17 protein-coding genes are annotated in these 20,827 nt (G+C 67.7%); 10 read left to right on the top strand and 7 right to left on the bottom strand.

Annotation, left to right across the window (positions count from 1 at the left end; genetic code table 11):
• Positions 1 to 19 precede the first annotated feature (19 nt).
• Complete coding sequence (locus ASE63_RS08155; RefSeq protein WP_056799300.1) at positions 20 to 1,459, bottom strand: MFS transporter; 1,440 nt, start codon at positions 1,457 to 1,459, stop codon at positions 20 to 22.
• 243 nt (positions 1,460 to 1,702) lie between these two features.
• On the opposite strand from ASE63_RS08155, the gene ASE63_RS08150 reads away from it, so the two are divergent.
• From ASE63_RS08150 to ASE63_RS08115, 8 genes are all read left to right on the top strand, one after another.
• The gene (locus ASE63_RS08150; protein WP_056799299.1) at positions 1,703 to 1,969 is read left to right on the top strand and encodes a hypothetical protein; all 267 of its coding nucleotides are present in this window, start codon (positions 1,703 to 1,705) and stop codon (positions 1,967 to 1,969) included.
• A gap of 190 nt (positions 1,970 to 2,159) precedes the next feature.
• On the top strand, positions 2,160 to 3,653 hold the full coding sequence (gene guaB, locus ASE63_RS08145) for an IMP dehydrogenase (protein ID WP_056799362.1): 1,494 nt from the start codon (positions 2,160 to 2,162) through the stop codon (positions 3,651 to 3,653).
• Positions 3,654 to 3,967: 314 nt separating this feature from the next.
• The gene (locus tag ASE63_RS27700; RefSeq protein ID WP_056799296.1) at positions 3,968 to 4,378 is read left to right on the top strand and encodes an MAPEG family protein; all 411 of its coding nucleotides are present in this window, start codon (positions 3,968 to 3,970) and stop codon (positions 4,376 to 4,378) included.
• A 154-nt stretch (positions 4,379 to 4,532) separates the two neighbouring features.
• Positions 4,533 to 5,627: a DUF2865 domain-containing protein gene (locus ASE63_RS08135; RefSeq protein ID WP_156410247.1), complete on the top strand. Its 1,095-nt coding sequence runs from the start codon at positions 4,533 to 4,535 to the stop codon at positions 5,625 to 5,627.
• Between the two features lie 232 nt (positions 5,628 to 5,859).
• Positions 5,860 to 6,873, top strand: a complete 1,014-nt coding sequence (locus ASE63_RS08130; protein ID WP_056799290.1) for an extracellular solute-binding protein — start codon at positions 5,860 to 5,862, stop codon at positions 6,871 to 6,873.
• The gene (locus ASE63_RS08125) at positions 6,870 to 8,549 is read left to right on the top strand and encodes an iron ABC transporter permease (protein ID WP_056799287.1); all 1,680 of its coding nucleotides are present in this window, start codon (positions 6,870 to 6,872) and stop codon (positions 8,547 to 8,549) included. The genes ASE63_RS08130 and ASE63_RS08125 overlap by 4 nt, the downstream gene beginning before the upstream one ends.
• A 239-nt stretch (positions 8,550 to 8,788) precedes the next feature.
• Positions 8,789 to 10,540: an AsmA-like C-terminal region-containing protein gene (locus ASE63_RS08120; RefSeq protein ID WP_056799284.1), complete on the top strand. Its 1,752-nt coding sequence runs from the start codon at positions 8,789 to 8,791 to the stop codon at positions 10,538 to 10,540.
• 123 nt (positions 10,541 to 10,663) lie between these two features.
• The gene (locus ASE63_RS08115) at positions 10,664 to 11,857 is read left to right on the top strand and encodes a homoserine O-acetyltransferase (RefSeq protein WP_056799282.1); all 1,194 of its coding nucleotides are present in this window, start codon (positions 10,664 to 10,666) and stop codon (positions 11,855 to 11,857) included.
• 30 nt (positions 11,858 to 11,887) lie between these two features.
• Here ASE63_RS08115 and ASE63_RS08110 read toward each other — a convergent pair whose 3' ends face one another.
• Positions 11,888 to 12,259 (bottom strand): HdeA/HdeB family chaperone, encoded by a 372-nt coding sequence (locus ASE63_RS08110; RefSeq protein ID WP_244491327.1) that lies wholly within the window; start codon positions 12,257 to 12,259, stop codon positions 11,888 to 11,890.
• Positions 12,260 to 12,534: 275 nt separating this feature from the next.
• Here ASE63_RS08110 and ASE63_RS08105 point away from each other — a divergent pair, with 275 nt between their 5' ends.
• Positions 12,535 to 13,173, top strand: coding sequence for a VOC family protein (locus tag ASE63_RS08105; protein ID WP_056799358.1), 639 nt, complete (start codon positions 12,535 to 12,537; stop codon positions 13,171 to 13,173).
• 4 nt (positions 13,174 to 13,177) lie between these two features.
• On the opposite strand, the gene ASE63_RS08100 is transcribed toward ASE63_RS08105, so the two are convergent.
• Positions 13,178 to 13,810 carry a MarC family protein gene (locus tag ASE63_RS08100; RefSeq protein ID WP_056799277.1) on the bottom strand — a complete coding sequence of 211 codons (633 nt, stop codon included), beginning with the start codon at positions 13,808 to 13,810 and terminating at the stop codon, positions 13,178 to 13,180.
• A gap of 211 nt (positions 13,811 to 14,021) precedes the next feature.
• Here ASE63_RS08100 and gyrA point away from each other — a divergent pair, with 211 nt between their 5' ends.
• Positions 14,022 to 16,814, top strand: a complete 2,793-nt coding sequence (gene gyrA / locus ASE63_RS08095) for a DNA gyrase subunit A (protein WP_056799275.1) — start codon at positions 14,022 to 14,024, stop codon at positions 16,812 to 16,814.
• Positions 16,815 to 16,880: 66 nt separating this feature from the next.
• Here gyrA and ASE63_RS08090 read toward each other — a convergent pair whose 3' ends face one another.
• From ASE63_RS08090 to ASE63_RS08075, 4 genes are all read right to left on the bottom strand, one after another.
• Positions 16,881 to 17,381, bottom strand: coding sequence for an SRPBCC family protein (locus tag ASE63_RS08090; RefSeq protein WP_056799272.1), 501 nt, complete (start codon positions 17,379 to 17,381; stop codon positions 16,881 to 16,883).
• A 4-nt stretch (positions 17,382 to 17,385) separates the two neighbouring features.
• Positions 17,386 to 17,757 carry a metalloregulator ArsR/SmtB family transcription factor gene (locus ASE63_RS08085; protein WP_244491326.1) on the bottom strand — a complete coding sequence of 124 codons (372 nt, stop codon included), beginning with the start codon at positions 17,755 to 17,757 and terminating at the stop codon, positions 17,386 to 17,388.
• Positions 17,758 to 17,822: 65 nt separating this feature from the next.
• Entirely contained in the window at positions 17,823 to 18,938 is a 1,116-nt protein-coding gene (locus ASE63_RS08080) for a M20 family metallopeptidase (RefSeq protein ID WP_056799267.1), read from the bottom strand.
• 296 nt (positions 18,939 to 19,234) lie between these two features.
• Positions 19,235 to 20,821: an ABC transporter substrate-binding protein gene (locus tag ASE63_RS08075; protein WP_056799261.1), complete on the bottom strand. Its 1,587-nt coding sequence runs from the start codon at positions 20,819 to 20,821 to the stop codon at positions 19,235 to 19,237.
• Positions 20,822 to 20,827 lie beyond the last annotated feature (6 nt).

Below are 20,827 nucleotides of genomic sequence, written 5' to 3'. Positions count from 1 at the left end.
AGCCCGTCGCTTCGTGGCGCTACTCCAGCGGCTTCTGGTCTGCGATCGCCTCCGCCGTCGCCTTGCGGGCGCTGAGCGGGGCGTGCCCCGAGACCTCCGCCCCGGCATCGGGCGCCAGTCGCATCATCATGAACACCGACGATGCCGAGATCAGGCCGACCAGCAAGAAGCCCGGCCAGAAATCGCCTGCGCCGAGCGTGGTTCCGCCCTGGACGGCGAGAGCCGCCTCGAGCGCGAAGGCGCCGATGGTGACGCCCATGCTCAGCGATAATTGCTGGGCGACGCTCGCCAGGCTGGTCGCGCCCGACATCTGACGGCTGGAGACGTCGGAATAGCTCAGCGCGTTGATCCCGGTGAACTGCAGCGAACGGAAGCAGCCGCCGATCAACAGCACCGCCAGCATCAGCCAATGCGGCGTCAGCGGCGTGAACAGCCCGGACGCTGCGAGGAAGGAAGCCCCGATCACGGCGTTCACCGTCAGCACGCGCCGGAAGCCGAAGCGGGCCAGGATCGTCTTGGCCATCGTCTTCATCAGCAGCGCACCGGCGGCGGAGACGAAGGTGATCAGCCCCGATTGCAGGGCGTCGAGGCCGAAGCCTAGCTGCAGCATCAGCGGCAGCAGGAAGGGGATCGCACCGATGCCGGTGCGGAAGATCGAGCCGCCGATCACCCCGATGCGGAAGGTCGGTATCCGCAGCAGCGAGAGGTTCAGCACGGGATTGGCGATCCGCCGCGAATGGAACCAGTAGGCGACCAGCGCGGCGACCCCGGCGGCGACGCCGGCATAGGATACCGCTGCGGGCACGAGATGGCGCCCGCCCGTCGCCAGCCCCAGCATCAGGCTGGCGAAGCCGAAGGCCGACAGCAGGAAGCCCTTGATGTCGAGCGGGGCGACATCCTCCTCGCGCACATCCTCGAAGAAGATGCTCGCCAGAACGATGCCGACGATGCCGATGGGGATGTTGATCAGGAAGATCCAGCGCCAGTCGAAATAAGTCGTGATGAAGCCGCCGAGCGGCGGCCCGACGACGGGGCCGACGAGGGCCGGGATCGTGAGGTAGGCGAGCGCGCCGACAAGCTCGGCCTTGGAGACGCTGCGCAGGATCACCAGCCGCCCGACCGGGACCATCATCGCCCCGCCCATGCCCTGGATGAAGCGCGCGCCAACGAAGGCCCCGAGCGAGTTCGACACAGCGCAGAGCAGCGAGCCCAGCATGAAGACGCCGAGCGCCGCCCGGAAGATCGTGCGCGCGCCGTAACGGTCCGCCATCCAGCCGGAGATCGGGATGAAGACCGCGAGGCTGACGAGATAGGAAGTCAGCGCCAGCTTCAGCGCGATCGGATCCTCGCCGAGCGATTGCGCGATCACCGGCAGCGATGTCGCGATCACCGTGGAATCGGTGTTTTCCATGAAAAGCGCGCAGGCGACGATCAGGGGCAGGAGTTTGGCGCGCTGCAAGACGATGGCCCTCGGCTCGTTCGCCGCGATGCCCAGAGCAAGATGGTCTGGCCGCGGCGATCCGGCATGGAGGCTGTGAACACCTTCGCAAGCCCTCCCGGCAGCTTCCGCGGCGCAAGGCCGCCATGCGGTACCGGCAGTGCCGGCCGGCGGCAGCCATCCCCATATCTGGGCGGTCCGGCTCGCCGGGCGACCAAGGGGCATCGCACATCACTTGATCGACCCGCCGGCCGGAGCCTTTGCATGCTGAAGAAATCTCATTTCGCTGTCGCCTTCGGCGGCCTGCGCGGTATTGGCCTCGCGCTTCTCGGCGGCCTGGCGCTGGGCGGGGCCTCTTCAGCCCGTGCCGCGCCGCAGGTCAGCTGGGAAATCGGCTGCGCCCGGCCGGCGATCCAGCCGGGCTCCAACAAGGCGCTGCGTGTCGAGGACTGCATCTGCGGGAAGGATTGCGGGGAGTTCGCCCGGCACGAGAGCCCCGCCCTCGCCGCCGTCGACCGGACAGGCGGTTAGGCTCGGGGGGCGCAGTGCCGACGGCTGGGTCGGGTATCCCGCTCACAACGCGCAATGCCGCAATGCAAAATAATCGCCGTGGCGCTCTAGCGGCAGCGCCGGGCGCATGCTAACGGGCCTCGTCAACCCGGTCGCGGGCGCCCTCCGCGATACCGTAACAGAGCCGGCCCGGCCGGCGGCGGAGTTGACGATGACCCTTTCTCTCGACGGCCTGATTCGCGACGGTCTCACCTTCGACGACGTGCTCCTCGAGCCGGGCCCGTCGGAGGTCATGCCGGCGGATGTCGACATCCGCACCCAGCTCACCAAGACGATCTCACTCAACCTGCCGATCATCGCCTCCGCGATGGATACCGTGACCGAAGCGCGCATGGCGATCGCGATGGCACAGGCCGGCGGCCTCGGCGTCGTCCACCGCAATCTCGAGGCCGATCAGCAGGCCGAACAGGTCCGCCTCGTCAAGAAGTTCGAATCGGGCATGGTCGCCAACCCGATCACCATCTTCCCCGACGAGACCCTCGGCGACGCGCTCGCGATCATGAAGCGCAACTCGATCTCCGGCATTCCGGTGGTCGAGCGCGGCCCGCAGGGCCACAAGGGCAAGCTCGTCGGCATCCTGACCAACCGCGACGTGCGCTTCGCCGCCAATCCCGAGCAGCCCGTCTCCGAGATCATGACCAAGGACCGGCTGATCACGGTGCGCGAGGGCGTCAGCCAGGACGAGGCCCGCCGCCTGCTCCATCAGTTCCGCATCGAGAAGCTGCTTGTCGTCGACGATCACTATCGCTGCATCGGCCTGATCACCGTCAAGGACATGGAGAAGCAGGTCGCCCATCCCAACGCCGCCAAGGATGCCAAAGGGCGCCTTCTGGTCGCAGCCGCGACCACGACCGGCGATCTCGGCTTCGAGCGCTCGGAGATGCTGGTCGATGCCGGCGTCGACCTGATCGTCGTCGACACCGCCCATGGCCATTCGGCCAAGGTGCTGGAAGCCGTGACGCGGGTGAAGAAGCTCTCCAACGCCGTGCAGATCATCGCCGGCAATGTCGCGACGGCCGGCGGCGCCCAGGCACTGATCGATGCCGGCGCGGATGCCATCAAGGTCGGCATCGGCCCGGGCTCGATCTGCACCACCCGCATCGTCGCGGGCGTCGGCGTGCCGCAGCTCACCGCCATCATGGATGCGGCATCGGCCGCCTCCAAGGCCGGCGTCCCGGTCATCGCCGACGGCGGAATCAAATACTCAGGAGATCTCGCCAAGGCCTTGGCGGCAGGGGCTTCCTGCGCGATGGTCGGCTCGCTTCTAGCCGGCACCGACGAGACTCCCGGCGAGACTTTCCTCTACCAGGGCCGCTCCTACAAATCCTATCGCGGCATGGGCTCCGTCGGCGCAATGGCGCGAGGTTCCGCCGACCGCTACTTCCAGCAAGACATCAAGGACGCGCTGAAGCTGGTGCCGGAGGGCATCGAGGGCCAGGTCGCCTATAAGGGCCCGGTCTCGGGGGTTCTGCACCAACTCGCAGGCGGCCTGCGCGCCGCCATGGGCTATGTCGGCGGCGCCGATCTCAAGGACTACCAGGCCAAGGCCCGCTTCATCCGCATCACCAGCGCGGGCCTGCGCGAGAGCCACGTCCACGACGTAACGATCGTGCGAGAGAGCCCGAACTACCCGACGCGCTCCTGAGTGGCCCGACGCGGGTCATCCCGGACGTAGCCCTGGGTCCGATCTTCGATCGGCCCAAGGATAAACTCCGCGGAGATCCGCGATCCATGCGGAGCGCTGTTTCGAAAAAGTTCCGGAATAGGTTCGGGATCTTCCTGCGTTTGCCCGGGACGGCTCGCGGTTTGGTGACAAGCCAGGAGTTTCCCGGACGCTTCTGCGCAGCTTTCCACCGCCATCTTGGGCGCAGCGCAGCTGAACGGGCCGCTGCGCTTGCTTTTTGGCGACAGCTTGGCTTCGCTCCGATCAGGCCATGTCAGGGCTGTCCGGAGTCACAGATGTCGCTCAAGCTGGTCTATCCCGCGCTGGCCATGATCCTCTGGATCTTCGTCGTCCTCGCGATCATGTTCCTGCGCCGCAAGGCGGCCTTCGACGGCAAGCAGGTCCGCATGGCCGATGTCGCGGTCTCGAACGAGCGTTACCCGGAGCCCGCCCGCCTGGCCGCTGCGAATTTCTCGAACCAGTTCGAGACGCCGGTCGTCTTCTTCGCCCTGATCATGCTGGCGATGGAGGTCGGGGCAACGCATCACCTCATGGCGGCGCTGGCCTGGCTCTATGTCGCGACCCGCGTCGCGCATACGCTCGTACATGTCGGCACGAACGACCTGCGCCTGCGCGCGACGATCTTCGCGGTGGGCTCGGCCCTCCTGTTCGGCATGTGGCTCGCGGTCGTCGTCGCCGTGCTGTAGAGCCTGCCGGTCGCTTGACGGAACCGCCCCGCACGAGCGCGCAGCGTTAAGCATCGCAGCCTGTTTTGCCGCCCCGGCGTTGAGCCTTAACAATAAGTAAACTACACCCAACAAGCGGCGGACGAGAAACAGGCGCAGGGGTGGAGTCGACGCGATGTTGCGTGTCCGTGAAGTCGCGCCTCGGGTCAACGCCCGGGGCGAAAGTTTCGTTTTGCCAGCGGCTTCCGCCGAGGCGTTGAATCACTCCGGCAAGCGGCCCCGCCTTGCGGCCCTGGCGGCGCTCGGGCTCGCCGTGGGCGCCGGCAGCGCGGTCCTGACCGTCTCGCTGGTGCAGGCAGAGGATGACGCGGGCGTACACGCCTTCCACCGCCAGGAAGCCGCACGCCGGCAAGCCGCACGGCCCGCCACTCCCGCCCCCCGCGCCTCGGCCTATGCTCCCGCCACCTCGGGCTGGCGGCTGCCGCTGCTGCAGATGCAGCGCGACGGGCGCATCGCCCACCCGCCAGTGCAGCTCAACCCGTTCCGGCAGCGCCCTGAGGCGGCAGGCCAGACGCGCCCCGCTCGGCGCGACTCCAAGGCACGGATCGACACGGTTTCCGGTGCGGCGAGCGTCGCGCGCACGATCTGCGTGCGCCTTTGCGACGGCTTCCATGCACCGATCGGCAACCTGCGCGCCTCATCCGACATGAAGGCGCATGAGGCGCTCTGCCAGGCGATGAACCCCGGAATCCCGGTCAAGGTCTTCCGCGTGGCCGCCGGCGCGACCGGGATCGGCGACGCCGTCGCCGCCGATGGCAAGCGCTACGATGCGCTCCCGATGGCCTACAGCCATGAGAAGACGCCCGATGCCGCGGCCTGCCGGCCCGCCATCGTCCAGGCCGGCGAGCGCCGGGTCTCGCTGCTGCGCGACTTCACGCTCCGCCCCGGCGACAGCGTGGTGCTCGACGGCAAGGTCCAGACCTTCGTCGGCGGTTCGAGCTGGCCCTACAGCACCCGCGACTTCCGCGACTTCCGCAGCGCCTCCGAGCTCAGCAAGGGCCAGCGCCGCCAGATCGACGAGCGCGTCGGCATCTCCCGCATGGAAGCCCAGGCCCGCGGCCTGCAGCGGCAGATGCGCCTGCGCGAAGCCCGTTTGCAGGACGACAGCATCGCCAGCGACGCCGATACCGCCTTCACGCTTCGCGGTTCGATCGATCCCCTCGGTCGAGGGCCGGTCCGCATCATCGCGCTGACCCGTCTGCCCGAGTAACGCGATTTTGTCCGGCTGCGACGAAAGGCTTACGACCCTGCGCGCCGGAAAATCCCGTGCGGTTTCCGAGGGATGGGAAGCTTATTGGAATTAGTCAAAAGAAAAACAACTCTTGAAGTATAATAACGCGTTGAAATTCCAAGACTTCTCCGGTTGACGCCGAGAAAAGCCGGCACTATCGCTGCCCCGTCACCTGCGCCCAAGCAACGATAAGAATCGACGGAGCGAGATCATGATCGGAAAAACTTCCCTGTACGCCCTTGCACTGGGTTCCACCCTGCTCGCCGCGCCGGCCTTTGCCCAGAGCGTCAATCTCTACACGACGCGCGAACCCGCTCTGCTCAACCCCGTGCTGGAGGCCTTCACCAAGGATACCGGCATCAAGGTCAATGCGGTGTTCCTCAAGGATGGTCTGCAGGAGCGCGTTGCGGCCGAGGGCGCCAACAGCCCCGCCGACGTCATGCTGCTGGTCGATGTCGGCCAGATCAACGCGCTCGCCGATGCCGGCATCACCCAGCCGATCAAGTCGGCGGTGGTCGAGAAGATCGTGCCGGCCCAGCTGCGCGGCCCCGGCGACAACTGGGTCACCCTGACCACGCGCGCCCGCATCGCCATCGCCTCCAAGGATCGGGTCAAGGAAGACGCGATCACCTATGAGGACCTCGCCGATCCCAAGTGGAAGGGCAAGTTCTGCATCCGCGCCGGCCAGCACCCCTATAACAACGCCTTCTTCGCGGCCTATCTCGCCCGCAACGGCGCCGAGAAGACCGAAGCCTATCTGAAGGGGCTCAAGGCCAACACCGCCCGCAAGCCCGGCGGCGGCGACCGCGAAGTCGCCCGCGATATCCTGTCCGGCCAGTGCGACATCGCCATCATCAACACCTATTATCTCGGCCTGATGAGCCAGGCGAAGAACGAGCAGAAGGGCTGGTACGACGCCATCAAGCCGCTCAAGACCACCTTCGCCAATGGCGGCACGCATGTGAACGTCTCGGCCGCGGCCATCGCCAAGAACGCACCCAACAAGGACAGCGCCGTCAAGCTGATCGAGTACATGCTCGCCGAGAAGGCGCAGACGGCCTATGGCGACGGCAATTACGAGTTCCCGGTCAATGCCGACGTCAAGGAAAGCGCCGCGGTGAAGCTGCTCGGCGCCGTCACGCCCGACACGACCCCGCTCGGCGACGTCGCCAAGAACCGCAAGGCGGCCGCCGACCTTGTCGACAAGGTCGGCTTCGACAATTGAGCCTGAGCGTACAGCGCTCCGATATCCGACGGTCGCCACTCGCGTGGCGGCCGTCGACGCGTTTCGCCTGGGCTTCTCTGCTCGGTGCCGGCCTCGTCGCCTTGCCGGTGCTGGCGCTGGCGCTGACCGCGCTGTCCTCGCAAGCGGCGTCGATCTGGCCGCATCTCGCAGCCAATGTCATTCCCTATGCCATGGCCGATACGGGCCTGCTCCTGCTCGGCGTCGGCCTGCTCTGCGCCGTCATCGGCGTCGGCACCGCCTGGCTGGTGACCCAGTACGAGTTTCCCGGCCGGCGCGCCTTCGAATGGCTCCTGGTGCTCCCGCTGGCGCTTCCGACCTACATCACCGCCTATATCTATGTGGAGTTCCTCGGCTTCCAGGGGCCGCTCCAGACCGCGCTGCGGGCCGCGACCGGCTGGCGCTCGCTGCGCGACTACTGGTTCCCGGATCCGCGCAGCCTCATCGGCGCGATCTGCATCCTCGCGATCGTGCTCTACCCTTACGTCTATCTCAGCGTACGCGCCCTGTTCGGCCTGCAGGCCGCCGCCATCGTGGAGGCGGCCCGCACGCTCGGCGCCTCGCGTGGCCGGCTGTTCTGGCGCGTCGGCCTGCCGATGGCCCGCCCGGCGCTCGCGGCCGGCATGACGCTCGCCTTGCTCGAGACGCTGAACGACATCGGCGCCAGCGAATATCTCGGCGTGCGCTCGCTGACGCTGTCGATCTACACGACCTGGGTCAACCGCAACTCGCTCGCCGGCGCCGCGCAGATCGCCTGCGTCATGCTGCTCTTCGTCGTCGCACTGATCCTGATCGAGCGGAAGTTGCGCGGCCAGCGCCGCTTCGCCCTGCCGGTGCGCCAGCCGCGCGCGCTCAGCCGCACGCCGCTCTCCGGCCGCAGCGCGCTGGCGGCCAGCCTCGCCTGCACGCTCCCCGTGCTGCTCGGCGCCGTGCTGCCGATCGTCTTCCTCGGGATCGAGGTGCTGCGGCGCGACCTCTGGCAGCAATTCGACGCCGCGCTGCTGCGCAGCCTCGCCAACGCGATCATCTTCTCGGGCCTCGCCACGGGCGCGGTCATCGCACTGGGTGTCGGCATCGTTGCCGCCAGCCGCCAGGGCCGCGAACCATGGCTGCCGGGGCTGGCGCGCATCGCTTCGCTCGGCTACGCCGTGCCCGGCACGGTTCTCGCGCTCGGCCTGCTCGTGCCGCTGGCCGCCTTCGACAACGCCTTCGCCAACACCGTCCAGAACTTGACGGGCGTCAGCCCGGGCCTGCTGCTGATCGGCTCCGGCGCCGCGCTCGTCCTTGCCTATGTCGTGCGCTTCCTCGCGATCGCCGTCGCCGGCATCGAGAGCGGGCTGTCACGGATTTCGCCCCGCATCGACGATGCCGCTCGCACGCTCGGCGCCAGCGCGCCCGAGGTGCTGCGGCGGATGCACTGGCCGCTGGCGCGCCCGGCCGTCGCGGCGGCCGCCCTCCTCGTCTTCGTCGACTGCCTGAAGGAGCTGCCGGCCACTTTGCTGCTGCGGCCCTTGAATATCGAAACGCTCGCCACCACGGTCTATGGCCACGCTTCGCGCGGGGCTTTCGAGGACGGCGCGCTGGCTGGCCTGCTGATCGTGCTGGCAGGCCTCTACCCCGCGATCAGGCTCGCGCGGGCCGGCGGCCGAACGGGGTGACGGGCATCCACGACGCCCGCCCCTTCGCCGGCTCGACAAACCGGGATCATCGGCATACACCGTGCAGCGCACGGGACGTGATGCTGAAGGTGGTGCCGCATTCGCGGTCGGCGCCGGGTCCTCTCCTGGTTGAGTGAGCGGCGGGTGTCAGTCCCAGGCGGCGCTGTGCGGCAGCACCGTCAGGGAGTCCATCTCCATGCGGCACGGCGCAAGCCGTCCCGGTGCCGATTCGAAAGTTCATGACAAGACGCGGCTCGATCATCCTCTGCGGCCTCGTGCTCCTGCTCGCCCTGCTCGGGATGCAGTCCTGGAGCATCGCGGTCGCGCGCGTCGAGCAGCGCGTCATCGCCGCGATCGAGGCGCGCACCGGGCTCGTCGTCACCGGTATGGAGCGGGCCGAGATCGCCCTGCTTCCGCTGCCCCGCATCAGCCTTTCCAATGTCGCCTTCGCCGAACGCCAGGGGCAGGTCGCCGGCCGCGCCCTGCGAATCAGGGCGCATGCGCGGCTGCTGCCACTCTTTGTCGGACGCATCGACTTCGACCGGATCGACCTGGTCGCTCCGGAAGTCGATCTGGCGGTCACGGCCGACGATGGCGGCATTTCGGACTGGCTGGCGGCGCCCCTCGCCTATCTCGAGGGCCTGCAGGGGCAGAGCCGCATCGTCGTTACCACCGGCTCGTTCTTCCTGCGCTCGCAGGGCAAGATCCGCACCATCCTGCGCGACGTCAACCTGGTCCTCGGCGAGCGCGAGGCCACGGAGCCGCTCGCGCTCGCCGGCTCGCTGAACTGGCGCGGGGTTCCCACCGAGGTCAACCTGCTCTGGCCGGTCGCCACCGGACGCGGCCGGGCGGCGCTCAGCGTGAACGCGCCGCTGCTGAAGCTGCAGTTCGACGGCAACCGGAGCAATTCCGCGGAGCCGACCACCGCCGGCCAGCTGACGCTGGCGACCCCCTCGCTGCCGGAGCTGCTGGGCTGGTTCGGCGAAGCGCCGCGGCTCGCCGCGGCGGTCGGCGCCCTGACCCTCACCGCCGAGGCCCTGATCCGCCCGCATGACGTCGCGCTCGGCAACGTCGTCGCCCGCCTCGATGGCGACCGGCTCGACGGCGCGCTCAATCTCGGCCTGGCCTCTGGGCGCGCCGCCATCTCGGGCACGCTCGCCGGTGCCCAGCTCGATCTCGGACGCATGATCTCGCGGCTGGAAATCGCAAGCGCCTCCGGGCCGGGCGACGATGCCGCCCTGCCCTTCGAGGCCTGGACCGCCCTGGACATCGACCTGCGCGTCTCTGTCGAGACCGCGCGCCTTGATGACACGAAGCTCGGCGATGTCGCGACCTATCTGCTGGTCAAGAAGGGGCGTTTCGAGGCCGGCATCCTGCGCGCCGGCGCCTATGGCGGCAGCGTCAAGGGTCGCCTTCTCGCGACCGCCGCCCCGGCCGGCCTCGACGTCAAGCTCTCCGCCGCGCTGGACAAGGTCAGCTTCGGCCAGGCGGGCAACGATTTTCCGAGGCTCGCCCGGCTCAGCGGCAACGGCAATGTCCAGCTCAACCTCGAGGGCTACGGCCGCTCGCGGCAGGAACTGCTCGCCTCCGCCAGCGGCAAGGCGAGCCTCAATTTGCGCCAGGGCGAGCTCGCCGGCTTCGCCTTCGGCGATCTGCTGCGCCGGGCCGAGCGCAATCCGGCCGCGGCGCTGCGCGACTGGCGGCAGGGCCGGACCGCATTCGAGACGGCCAGTGCCAACGCCGTCATCGCCAATGGCGTCCTGGCGCTCACCGAGACCCAGATGGCCGGGCCGGGCTATCGGATGACGCTGACCGGCACGGCCTCGCTGCCCGCCCAGGAGCTCGACATGACGGTGCAGCTTCAGCCGAGCAATGGCGGCGCGCTCCGGTTGCCCTTCAGCCTCAGGGGCCCGGTTGCCGACCCGACGCTGGAGCTCGAGCCGGAAGCGATCCTGCGCCCGACCGGCATCGGCCCGCTGCCGCTGCGCTGAGGCGCGGCGCGGCTCGCTCCAAAATCAGCAGCCTCTGCGTCCCCTCCGGCTTCCGCTCCCCGCCGAAATCCGCTTGGATACCCGCAAGGCCGCCCGACGGCCACTGAGGGAAGGAAACAGGCGATGAGGCACTGGATCGCTGCCGCAGCGGGCATCGCGGGATGGATGGCAATGACGATGACGGGCATGCAGACCGCCGCGGCGCAGGAGCTGATCGTCGAGAAGCGGGTCTTCACCCTGCCGAGCTTCACGACGCAGGGCGGCCGCGCGCTGAAGGACGTCAAGGTCGGCTGGGAGAGCTACGGCACGCTCAACGCCGACAAGTCCAACGCCGTGCTGATCTGCCATTTCTTCTCCGGCAACTCGCATGCCGCCGGAAAATACGCGACCGCGGACGCCGCGCCGGGCTATTGGGACGCGATCATCGGGCCCGGCAAGGCGATCGACACGAACAAGTACTTCGTCCTCTCCTCCGACACGCTGGTCAATCTCAACACCGGCGATCCGAACACCACCACGACCGGCCCGGCCTCGATCGACCCAGATACCGGCAAGCCCTATGCGCTGGACTTCCCCGTCGTCACGATCCGGGATTTCGTCGAAGTTCAGAAGGCGCTGGTCGAAAGCCTTGGAATCAAACGGCTCGCACTGGTCGCAGGCCCCTCCATGGGCTCGCTCCAGACCTTGGAATGGGCGGCGAGCCATCCCGGGATGGTGGCGAAGGCGATGCCGGTCATCGGCGCGGGCGAGGCCGACGCCATGCTGATCGCCTGGCTCGATGTCTGGGCCGCGCCGATCCTGGTCGATCCGAACTGGAACAGGGGCGACTATTACGGCAAGGCCCCGCCGCTGGCCGGCCTTGCCAAGGCGCTGACCGCAGTAACGCTGCAGGCCAACCATCAGGAGTGGGCCAACACCACCTTCGGCCGCCGACCGGCCAAGGAGGGCGAGGACCCGGCGGCGGCGCTCTCCAACCGCTTTCAGGTCCAAAGCGTGCTCGACAATGCCGGCGAGGCCCGCGCCAAGGTTTCCGACGCCAACCATTTCCTCTATCTGGTCAAGGCCAACCAGCTCTTCGCCGCCGGCGGCAAGTCGCTCGCGGATGCCGCGACCAGGATCAAGGCACCGGTCCTGCTGATCACCCAGCCCGAGGACCTGGTCTTCACGGCCGACGCCGTCGAGCGCACCGCCGCGGCGCTGAAGCAGGGCGGCGTCGCGGTCACGCAGGCCTTCCTGCAGGGCACGCGCGGCCATCTCGACGGCGTCGCCTCGATGAAGCAGGCCGAGGGCGCGATCCGGGCCTTTCTGGAGAAGTAGGGACAGTCGCGTCGCCGGCCGAAATGGACGCTATTTGGCGAGGACGATGCCGCGCTCCTTGCGCATCTTGTCGAACACCAGGCCGATGGCCTTGATGACCGTCACCTTGGGGTTGGCCTTGCAATAAACGATGACCTCGTGCTCGGCCTCCTTGCCTCGCCCGATGTTGATGAAGTGTTTCTTGCCGAGGCCGTTGTACCAGCCGCTATACCACGTCGTCAGCATGTCGGCGTCTTCCTGAAACGTGCCGGCCAGTTGAGCGCAAGTCAGCTTCTGGACATCGAGATAGCCATTCGCGTCGGCATAGGTCTTCAGTTCCACCTGCGCGTTGGCGCTGGATAGGGAACCGCTGATGACGATTGCCGCGGCCAGAATGAGAGTACGCATCGTTGATCCCTTCATGATCCGGAGACGGAGGGCAGGTACCGCGCAAGGCTCGTTGACGTAATGCGGTGCGGATGCTCGGAGGCGGTGTTCGGGCTGTGCGGAAGCGGGGACGCCAGTGCGGTGCGCGACAGGGCGCTGCCCGCTTCATCGCTTTCCTCGTATCGAACGAGGACGGATCATGGAGGATAGCCCGCGCTGCCCGCGGGCGATATTGACCCTAGGGCCAGTAGACAACGGGTGTGGCCTCGTCGCTGGCCCGCGCCCCGCGGCTCCGCTACCGTCGGCCGATCATGCTCCGGCTCGACCATCTCACCGTCATCGCCCCGACCCTGACTGACGGCGTCGGCCATGTCGGCGCCTGTCTCGGTCTCGACGTGCCCTTCGGGCAGCGACACGGCTATATGGGCACGCATAACCACCTGCTGCAGCTCGGCGACACGGTCTATCTCGAGATCGTCGCGCTCGACCCCGAGGGCGAGCCGCCGCCGCGGGCGCGCTGGTTCGGCCTCGACGACCAGCGAATGGTCAGGGCGGACTGGGATGCGGGCCGTCGCCTGCGCGGCTGGGTCGCGCGGGTCGACGGCATCGATGCGGTGCTGGCAGGGCGCGAACAGGTTTTCGGACGGAAAATCTCGCTGCCCTGGTCGCAGCCGGCCTTCGATTTCGCCATCCCGGACGATGGCTCGCTGCCGCTCGGCGGCGCCGCGCCTTCCCTTATCGACCGACGCGGCAAGCCCCGCTCGATGGCGACCATCGCCGATCTCGGCGCAAGGCTGTGCTCCTTCGCGCTCGAACATCCCGAGGCGGAGGCGATCGCGGCGCTCTATGGCGAACTCGCCATCGACCGCCCGCCGGCCGTCAGCCATGGCGACAGCCTGCGCTACCGGGCGCTGATCGACACGCCGGCAGGCCAGCGCGAACTGTTCTGATGCCTCAGGCCGCCCGGATCGCGGCCGTCACGCCGTCGATCACGAACTGCACCGCCAGCGCCGCCAGGATCACGCCGAGCAGCCGCGTCAGCACGACGTTGCCGGTGACGCCGAGCAGCCGCGCCAGCGGCGTCGCCAGCAGGAAGACGGCGAGGCAGGAGAGAATGACGAGGCCGCAGATCAGCGCGAGCGAGACCAGCAAAAGCGGATCGCCCTCCGCCCGGCCGGCGAGCAGGATGATCGCGGTCAGCGCGCCGGGCCCCGCCATCAGCGGGATCGCGAGCGGAAAGGCCGCGACGTTGCGAATATGATCGAGCGTGATCGCCGTCTGCGCCGTCTGCTGCTTGCGCTCGGTGCGGCGCTCGAACACCATCTCGAAGGCGATCCAGAACAGCAAGAGCCCGCCGGCGATGCGGAAGGCCGGCAGCGACACGCCGAGCGCCTTCAGAACCACGTCGCCGGCCACGCCGAAGAAGGCCAGGATGCCGAAGGCGATGATGCAGGCCCGGATCGCGACCTGCCGGCGCTCGACGCGCGACATGCCCTGGGTGAGCGACAGGAAGATCGGGGCCAGCCCCGGCGGATCGAGCGTGACGAGCAGCGTCACCAGGGCGGAAGCGAGGAAATCGAGATGCATGGCGGGGACTTGACCACGCCGCGCGGGTCTCGTCACCCGTGAAGAATGGCGGGATTGCGGCAGCGCTTTCGGGACCGCCTCGATTTAGAGCGTAAGCCATTGAATAAAAGACGCTATTTTTTGACGGGACAGTGCCGGCTTTTGCTGGCTTCAACGGCCGGAATCGGATAGCCAGAAGCTTGAAAACAAGCAGGAATCGGGACCCAATCCCTTGAGCGACGAAACAGACGACAAGCGCCCGGACGAGCCGCATTTCGGCGGCGACATCAAGCCGATCGCCATCACCGACGAGATGAAGAAGAGCTATCTCGATTACGCCATGAGCGTGATCGTGAGCCGCGCTCTGCCCGACGTCCGCGACGGCCTGAAGCCTGTCCATCGCCGCATCCTGTTCTCGATGCACGAGAACAAGAACCTGCCCGAGCGGCCCTACACCAAATGCGCCCGTATCGTCGGCGACACGATGGGTAAGTACCATCCGCACGGCAATCTCGCGGTCTATGACGCGCTGGTGCGCATGGCGCAGGACTTCTCGCTGCGCCTGCCGCTGATCGACGGCCAGGGCAATTTCGGCTCGATGGACGGCGACAGCGCGGCGGCCGATCGCTACACCGAGGCCAGGCTCGACAAGGCGGCGATGCCGCTGCTGGAAGACCTCGACCTCGACACGGTCGATTTCCAGGCCAACTACGACGGCAAGGAGCATGAGCCGACGGTCCTGCCGGCCCGCTACCCGAACCTCCTCGTCAACGGCGCCGGCGGCATCGCGGTGGGCATGGCCACCAACATCCCGCCGCATAATCTCGGCGAGGTCATCGACGCCTGCGTCGCGCTGATCGACAATCCCGAGATCACCATCGACGAGTTGATCGAGATCGTCCCCGGGCCGGACTTCCCGACCGGCGCCTCGATCATGGGCCGCAGCGGCATCCACTCGGCCTATCACACCGGCCGCGGCTCGATCGTGATGCGCGCGAAGACGCATATCGAGGAGATGCGCAAGGAGCGCGAGGCGATCGTCGTCACCGAGGTTCCCTATCAGGTGAACAAGGCCTCGATGGTCGAGAAGATCGCCGACATGGTGCGCGAGAAGCGCATCGAGGGCATCTCCGACCTGCGCGACGAATCCAGCCGCGAGGGCGTGCGCGTCGTCATCGAGATCAAGCGCGACGCGCTCGCCGATGTCGTGCTGAACCAGCTCTACCGTTTCTCGCAGCTGCAGACGTCCTTCGGCGCCAACATGGTCGCGCTGACAGGCGGCCGCCCGGAAGTGCTGAACCTGCGGGACTTCATCTCGGCCTTCGTCGAGTTCCGCGAGGAGGTCGTCTCCCGGCGCACGCGCTATCTGCTCAACAAGGCCCGCGAGCGCGCCCATGTGCTCTGCGGCCTCGCCACGGCGGTCGCCAATATCGACGAGGTCATCCGCCTCATCCGCACGGCGCCGACCCCGTCCGCCGCGCATGAATCGCTGATGGCGCGCAACTGGCCGGCCGAGGACATCGCGCCGCTGATCGCGCTGGTCGACGATCCGCGGCACCCGATCAACCCCGACGGCACCTATCGCCTCTCCGACGCGCAAGCCAAGGCGATCCTCGAGCTCCGTCTCGCCCGCCTGACCGCTCTCGGCCGCGACGAGATCGGCGACGAGCTGCAGAAGCTCGCGACCGAGATCGCCGACTATCTCGACATCCTGCGCTCGCGCGCCCGTATCCAGACGATCATCAAGGACGAGCTGGCGGCGGTGAAGACCGCCTTCGCGACGCCGCGCCGCACCGTGATCCAGGACTGGGGCTCCGACCTCGACGACGAGGACCTGATCGCCCGCGAGGACATGGTCGTCACCGTCAGCCATGGCGGCTACATCAAGCGCGTGCCGCTCTCGACCTATCGCGCCCAGAAGCGCGGCGGCAAGGGCCGCTCGGGCATGTCGACGAAGGAAGAGGATTTCGTCTCCCGCCTCTTCGTCGCCAGCACGCACACGCCGGTGCTGTTCTTCTCCTCAGAGGGTCAGGTCTACAAGGAGAAGGTTTGGCGGCTGCCGCTGGCGGCGCCGAATGCGCGCGGCAAGGCGCTGGTCAACATGCTGCCGCTCGACCAAGGCGAGCGCATCACCACGATCATGCCGCTGCCCGAGGACGAGACGAGCTGGGAGACGCTCGACGTGATGTTCGCGACGGCTTCGGGCGGCGTGCGCCGCAACAAGCTGTCCGACTTCGTCAACGTCAACCGCGCCGGCAAGATTGCGATGAAGCTGGACGAAGGCGACCACATCGTCGACGTGCAGATCTGCACCGAGAACGACGACGTGCTGCTGACCACCTCGGCCGGCCAGTGCATCCGCTTCGCCGTTCCTGAAGTGCGCGTCTTCAAGGGCCGCGATTCGACCGGCGTGCGCGGCATCAATCTGGCGAAGGGCGACGAGGTGATCTCGCTCGCGATCCTGCGCCATCTCGACGCCACGCCGGACGAGCGCGCCACCTATCTCAAGGATGCTGCTGCGGCACGCCGTGCCCTGACCGGCGAAGGCGAGGAGGCCACAGAGGTCGCAGCCGACGGCGAGGAAGCTGCGGGTGAGGTCGAACTCGGGGCCAAGCGCCTGGAGATGCAGCTCGCCGAGCAGTTCATCCTGACGATCTCGGAGAAGGGTTACGGCAAGCGCACTTCGTCCTTCGAGTATCGGGTCACCGGTCGCGGCGGCAAGGGCATCGTCGCCATGGTCGTCAACGACCGCAACGGCAAGCTGGTCGCCTCCTTCCCGGTCGTCGACAGCGACCAGTTGATGCTGGTCACCAATGGCGGCCAGGTCATCCGCGTCCCCGTCGATGCCGGAACCGGCAACCGCATCCGCATCGCCGGCCGCTCGACGCAAGGCGTCACGGTGTTCAACACCGCCAAGGACGAGAAGGTCGTCTCGGTCGAGTGCATCGGCGACGATGGCGAGGGCGAGGACGCCGAGACAGAGGCCGAAGCCGGCCCGGCGCCGGAGGAGAACGGCAGGGCTTGAGACCGCTGCTGCTGCGACGACACGAGGGGCTGCAGCGATGCAGCCCCTTTCTCGTTGCACAGCATTTCAGCCCTTGCGGCTCTCGAGATGGAGAGCCAGCTTCGTCAGCGTTTGCCCGCCATATTCGACCGCACCGAAGCCGATCACCTCCTCGCGCCGTTCCTTGGACGGATGCATTTGGCGCAGCGTCAGCACGGTTTTTCCGTCGCTCTGCTCGTCGAACGTGACGAGCATCCTGAAGCGGTCGGGATCGTCGTCCTTGTCGGAACCGTGCTCGACCTCGATCAGCGCCGGCTCCTCCATGCGCAGGAAGACCATGCGGTTGCCGTAACGCGGCCCCCCTGCGACCACCATGTCGAAGCGCCAGACCCCACCGGGACGCAGCGCGATCTCCTTTGTCTCGATCGCCATCCCCTGCGGCCCGAACCAGACCTGGATCTGTTCAGGATCCGCCCAGGCGGCGTAGACGAGGCTCCGCGGCGCATCGATGATGCGGCTCAGCACGATTTCGCGGTCGAGCGGCCAGCCACCCCAGGGCGAGGTGCCGGCCTTGAACGGGCTGCTCATGCCTTCAATCCTTTCTCTTCATCCGCGCGATATGGGCTTCCATGCGGTCGAGGCGTCGCTCCCAAGTGGCGATGTGCTGCCTGAGCCAGGCCTCGGTCGCCTGCAGAGCATGCGGATCGAGCCGGCAGGTCCGCACTCGTCCGATTTTTTCCGAGCTGATCAGCCCGCTGTGCTCGAGCACCTGCACATGTTTGAGCAGAGACGGCAGCGCCATCTCGAAGGGCGCGGACAATTCGCTGACTGTCTTCGGGCCCTCGCAGAGGCAGCCGACGATAGCCCGCCGGGTGGGGTCCGCGAGCGCGGAGAAGGCGCTGTCCAGATCGGTCGAAAACTTAGCCATGTCGGAAACTATTAGGTCACCGATCGGCCCGGTCAAGAAAAACTTTCACAACTGACTAAGTGTTGCCCCCGGCGGCGCGCCCTGCTCGCGCCTCTGCTGCTTCAAATCGTTTCCAGCAGCCCCTTGATCAGCGCCCGGCGCGGGGCGATCGATGAAATCAGTGCGTATTCACTGAGCGTATGGGCGCCGGCGCCGTCGATGCCGAGGCCGTCCAGCGTCGGCACGCCGAAGGCGGCGGTGAAGTTGCCGTCCGAGCCGCCCCCCGTCATCGGGCAGTCCTGCAGCTCGAAGCCGACACCGGCAGCCACGCCCCGCGCCGTCTCGAAAAGCGCGGCCACGGCCGGCGTCTTCTCATAAGGCGGTCGGTTCATGCCGCCGCTGATGGAAATCCTCACATCCGGGTCGTGCGGCTTCAGGCCGAGGATGCGCTTCGCCATCTCGATGCCGTCGGCCGCGGTGGTGACGCGCAGGTCGACGCTGAACCAGGCATGCTGCGGGATGACGTTGGCAGCGGTGCCCCCGCCCATCAGGGCTACGCTGGTGGTGATGCCGCGGCCGTAATCGGTCATGCCGTCGATCGCGAGGATATGGTGCGCCGCCTCGCGGATCGCGCTGCGGCCATCGGCATGGCGCGCGCCGGAATGCGCCGGCCGTCCCTCGAACTTGACCTCGAAGCGCCCCACGCCTTTCCGCGCCGTGACGATCTTGCCGCCCTCGCGGGCCGGCTCCGTCACCAGCACGGCGGCGGAGGCGCGGCCGATCTCCTCGATGACGCCGCGCGTCGTCGGAGAGCCGATTTCCTCGTCGCCGGTGAACAGGAAGACCAGCGGCCGCTTCGCCGTGCCGGACTTCGCGACATCCTTGAAGGCCTGCAGCGCCAGCCAGGCCCCGCCCTTCATGTCGTAGACGCCGGGCCCGTAGAGCTTGTCGCCCTCCACCCGCACGGGCAGGTCGCGGGCGCTGGTCCCGACCGGATGGACCGTGTCGAGATGCGACATGACCGCGACCGCAGGCTCGCCATTGGCGACGCCAGCGCGCAGGATCAGGCTGTCGCCGAGGCCGTCGCGGCCCGGCAGTCGCTCGACCGCGATCGGCAGGCCTTCGACCTCCTTCGCGACAAGGTCCATCATGCCGTTGACGCCGGGCGTGTGGTGGGTGGGGCTTTCCAGCGCGAGCCAGACAGACAGGGCGGAGACGGAAGGATCGATGCTGCTCATGATGCGCGGACCTTCGCCGGGAAGCGCCGCGCGGGCAAGGATGCATTGCGGCAGAGGCGCCCTGCCCTGATGGCATAACGCGGTCATAGCCCTGCCCATCCGCCACTTGGCGGCCTGACACGCATGATGGGTGAACGCGTGGCCGATACCGACGGCACGCGAGCCGTCCGCCGCGCTCGAACGCATGGCGGCTGGGCAAGGCGCAACTGAAAGGTCCCCAAATGTCATCCCGGACAAGCTGCGAAACAAGCAAGATCCGGGATGACGCCCGCGTTCCTGTGGAAACGCGACGAAACCTAGACCCTCTTCACGTTCCAGAAGGTCGGGAAGCTCGCGAGCACGCCGGTCAGCGACCGGCGATAGGCCGTCGGCTGGAAATACTGGCCGAGCGGCGCATAGGGCACGTCCTCGAACACCTGCTTCTGGATGTCGGCCGCGATCCGCTGCTGGGCGGCAAGGTCCGGAGCCTCGATCCAGGCATCGCGCAACGCCTCGATCTTCGGCGCCACCGGCCAGCCGGGCCAGGCACTGGCGCCGTTGCCGCGCAGCGAGAGATGGCCGACGGGCTCGAACATGTCGAGGCCGTTCCAGCCGGTGAAGAAGCAGTTCCAGCCGCCCTGCGCCGGCGGCTCCTTCTTGGCCCGCCGCGTGACGACGGTGCCCCAGTCCATGGCCTGGTAATCGACATTCATGCCGATGCGCTTGAGCATCTCGCCGGCGACCTCGCATTCCGCCTTGAGATTGGCGAGGTCGGTGACGCCGAGCAGCACGACCTTCTCGCCGTTGTAGCCCGCCGCCGCGAGCGCCTGCTTCACGCGGCCAACGTCGCGCGGGCTGTTCAGCACCTCCATGCCGGCATCGTTCGCCATCGGTGTATCGGGCGGGAAAACGCCGACGCCGGCACGCCAGAGCGATTTGTCCGGCCCGCCGACCGCCTCCATGAACTCCGCCTGGTCGATCGCCAGCAGGATCGCGCGACGGATCGCCGGAATGTCGAACGGCGGATGCAGATGGTTCATCCGCATGATCGCGACCGCGCCGGTGGTTTCCTTGACCGCGACCTCGATCGCCGGGTTGCCGGCGAGCAGCGGCAGCAGGTCCGGCAAGGGCTGCTCGACCCAGTCGATCTCGCCGCTCTGCAGCGCCGCGGCCGCCGTCGACGGGTCGGGCAGCGTATGCCATTCGACACGCTCGAAATGGACGATCTTGGGGCCGGCCGTCCGACCGGGCTTGCCGTCGCTGCGGGGGACATAGCCCGCGAATTTCTCGTAGACGGCTCGGCTGCCGGACTGGCGCTCGTTGGCGACGAAGCGGAACGGCCCGCTGCCGACGACCTCGGTGACCTGGGTGAAGGCATCGGTCTGGGCAAGCCGCTCGGGCATGATCACCGGCAGGAAGGCGGTCATCTTGGCGAGCGCGTCGGGCAGCAGCGGGAAGGGCTTCTTCAGCCGGAAGCGCAGCGTCCTGTCATCGACCGCTGCGAGCTCGTCGGTCAGGGCAAACAACGTCTGGCCGAAGGAGTCGCGTTTGCCCCAACGGGTGAGGCTGGCGACGCAGTCGCGCGCCAGGACCGGCGTGCCGTCATGGAATTTGAGCCCGTCGCGCAGCCTGATCGTCCAGGCCTTGCCGTCGGCTTCGGCCAGCGCTCCCTCCGCCATTTGCGGCTGGGCCTTGTAGGTCTCGTCCTGCCCGAACAGGGTGTCATAGACCATGAAGGCGTGGTTGCGCGTGACCGTAGCCGTCGTCCAGACCGGATCGACCACCGCGAGATCGCCCTGCGGAACGAATTTCAGAACCTTCGCATCGGCGGCCCGCGCGAGCCGCGGTGCCGGAAAAGCCAGCGCCGCCGCGCCAGCCTGGAGAAATCTGCGCCTCGTGGTCATGCCGGC

This window comes from Allobosea sp. Root381, from assembly GCF_001429395.1.
In the GTDB taxonomy this organism is placed as follows: Bacteria; Pseudomonadota; Alphaproteobacteria; order Rhizobiales; family Beijerinckiaceae; genus Allobosea.
This window is presented reverse-complemented; position numbering and strand designations above follow the sequence as displayed.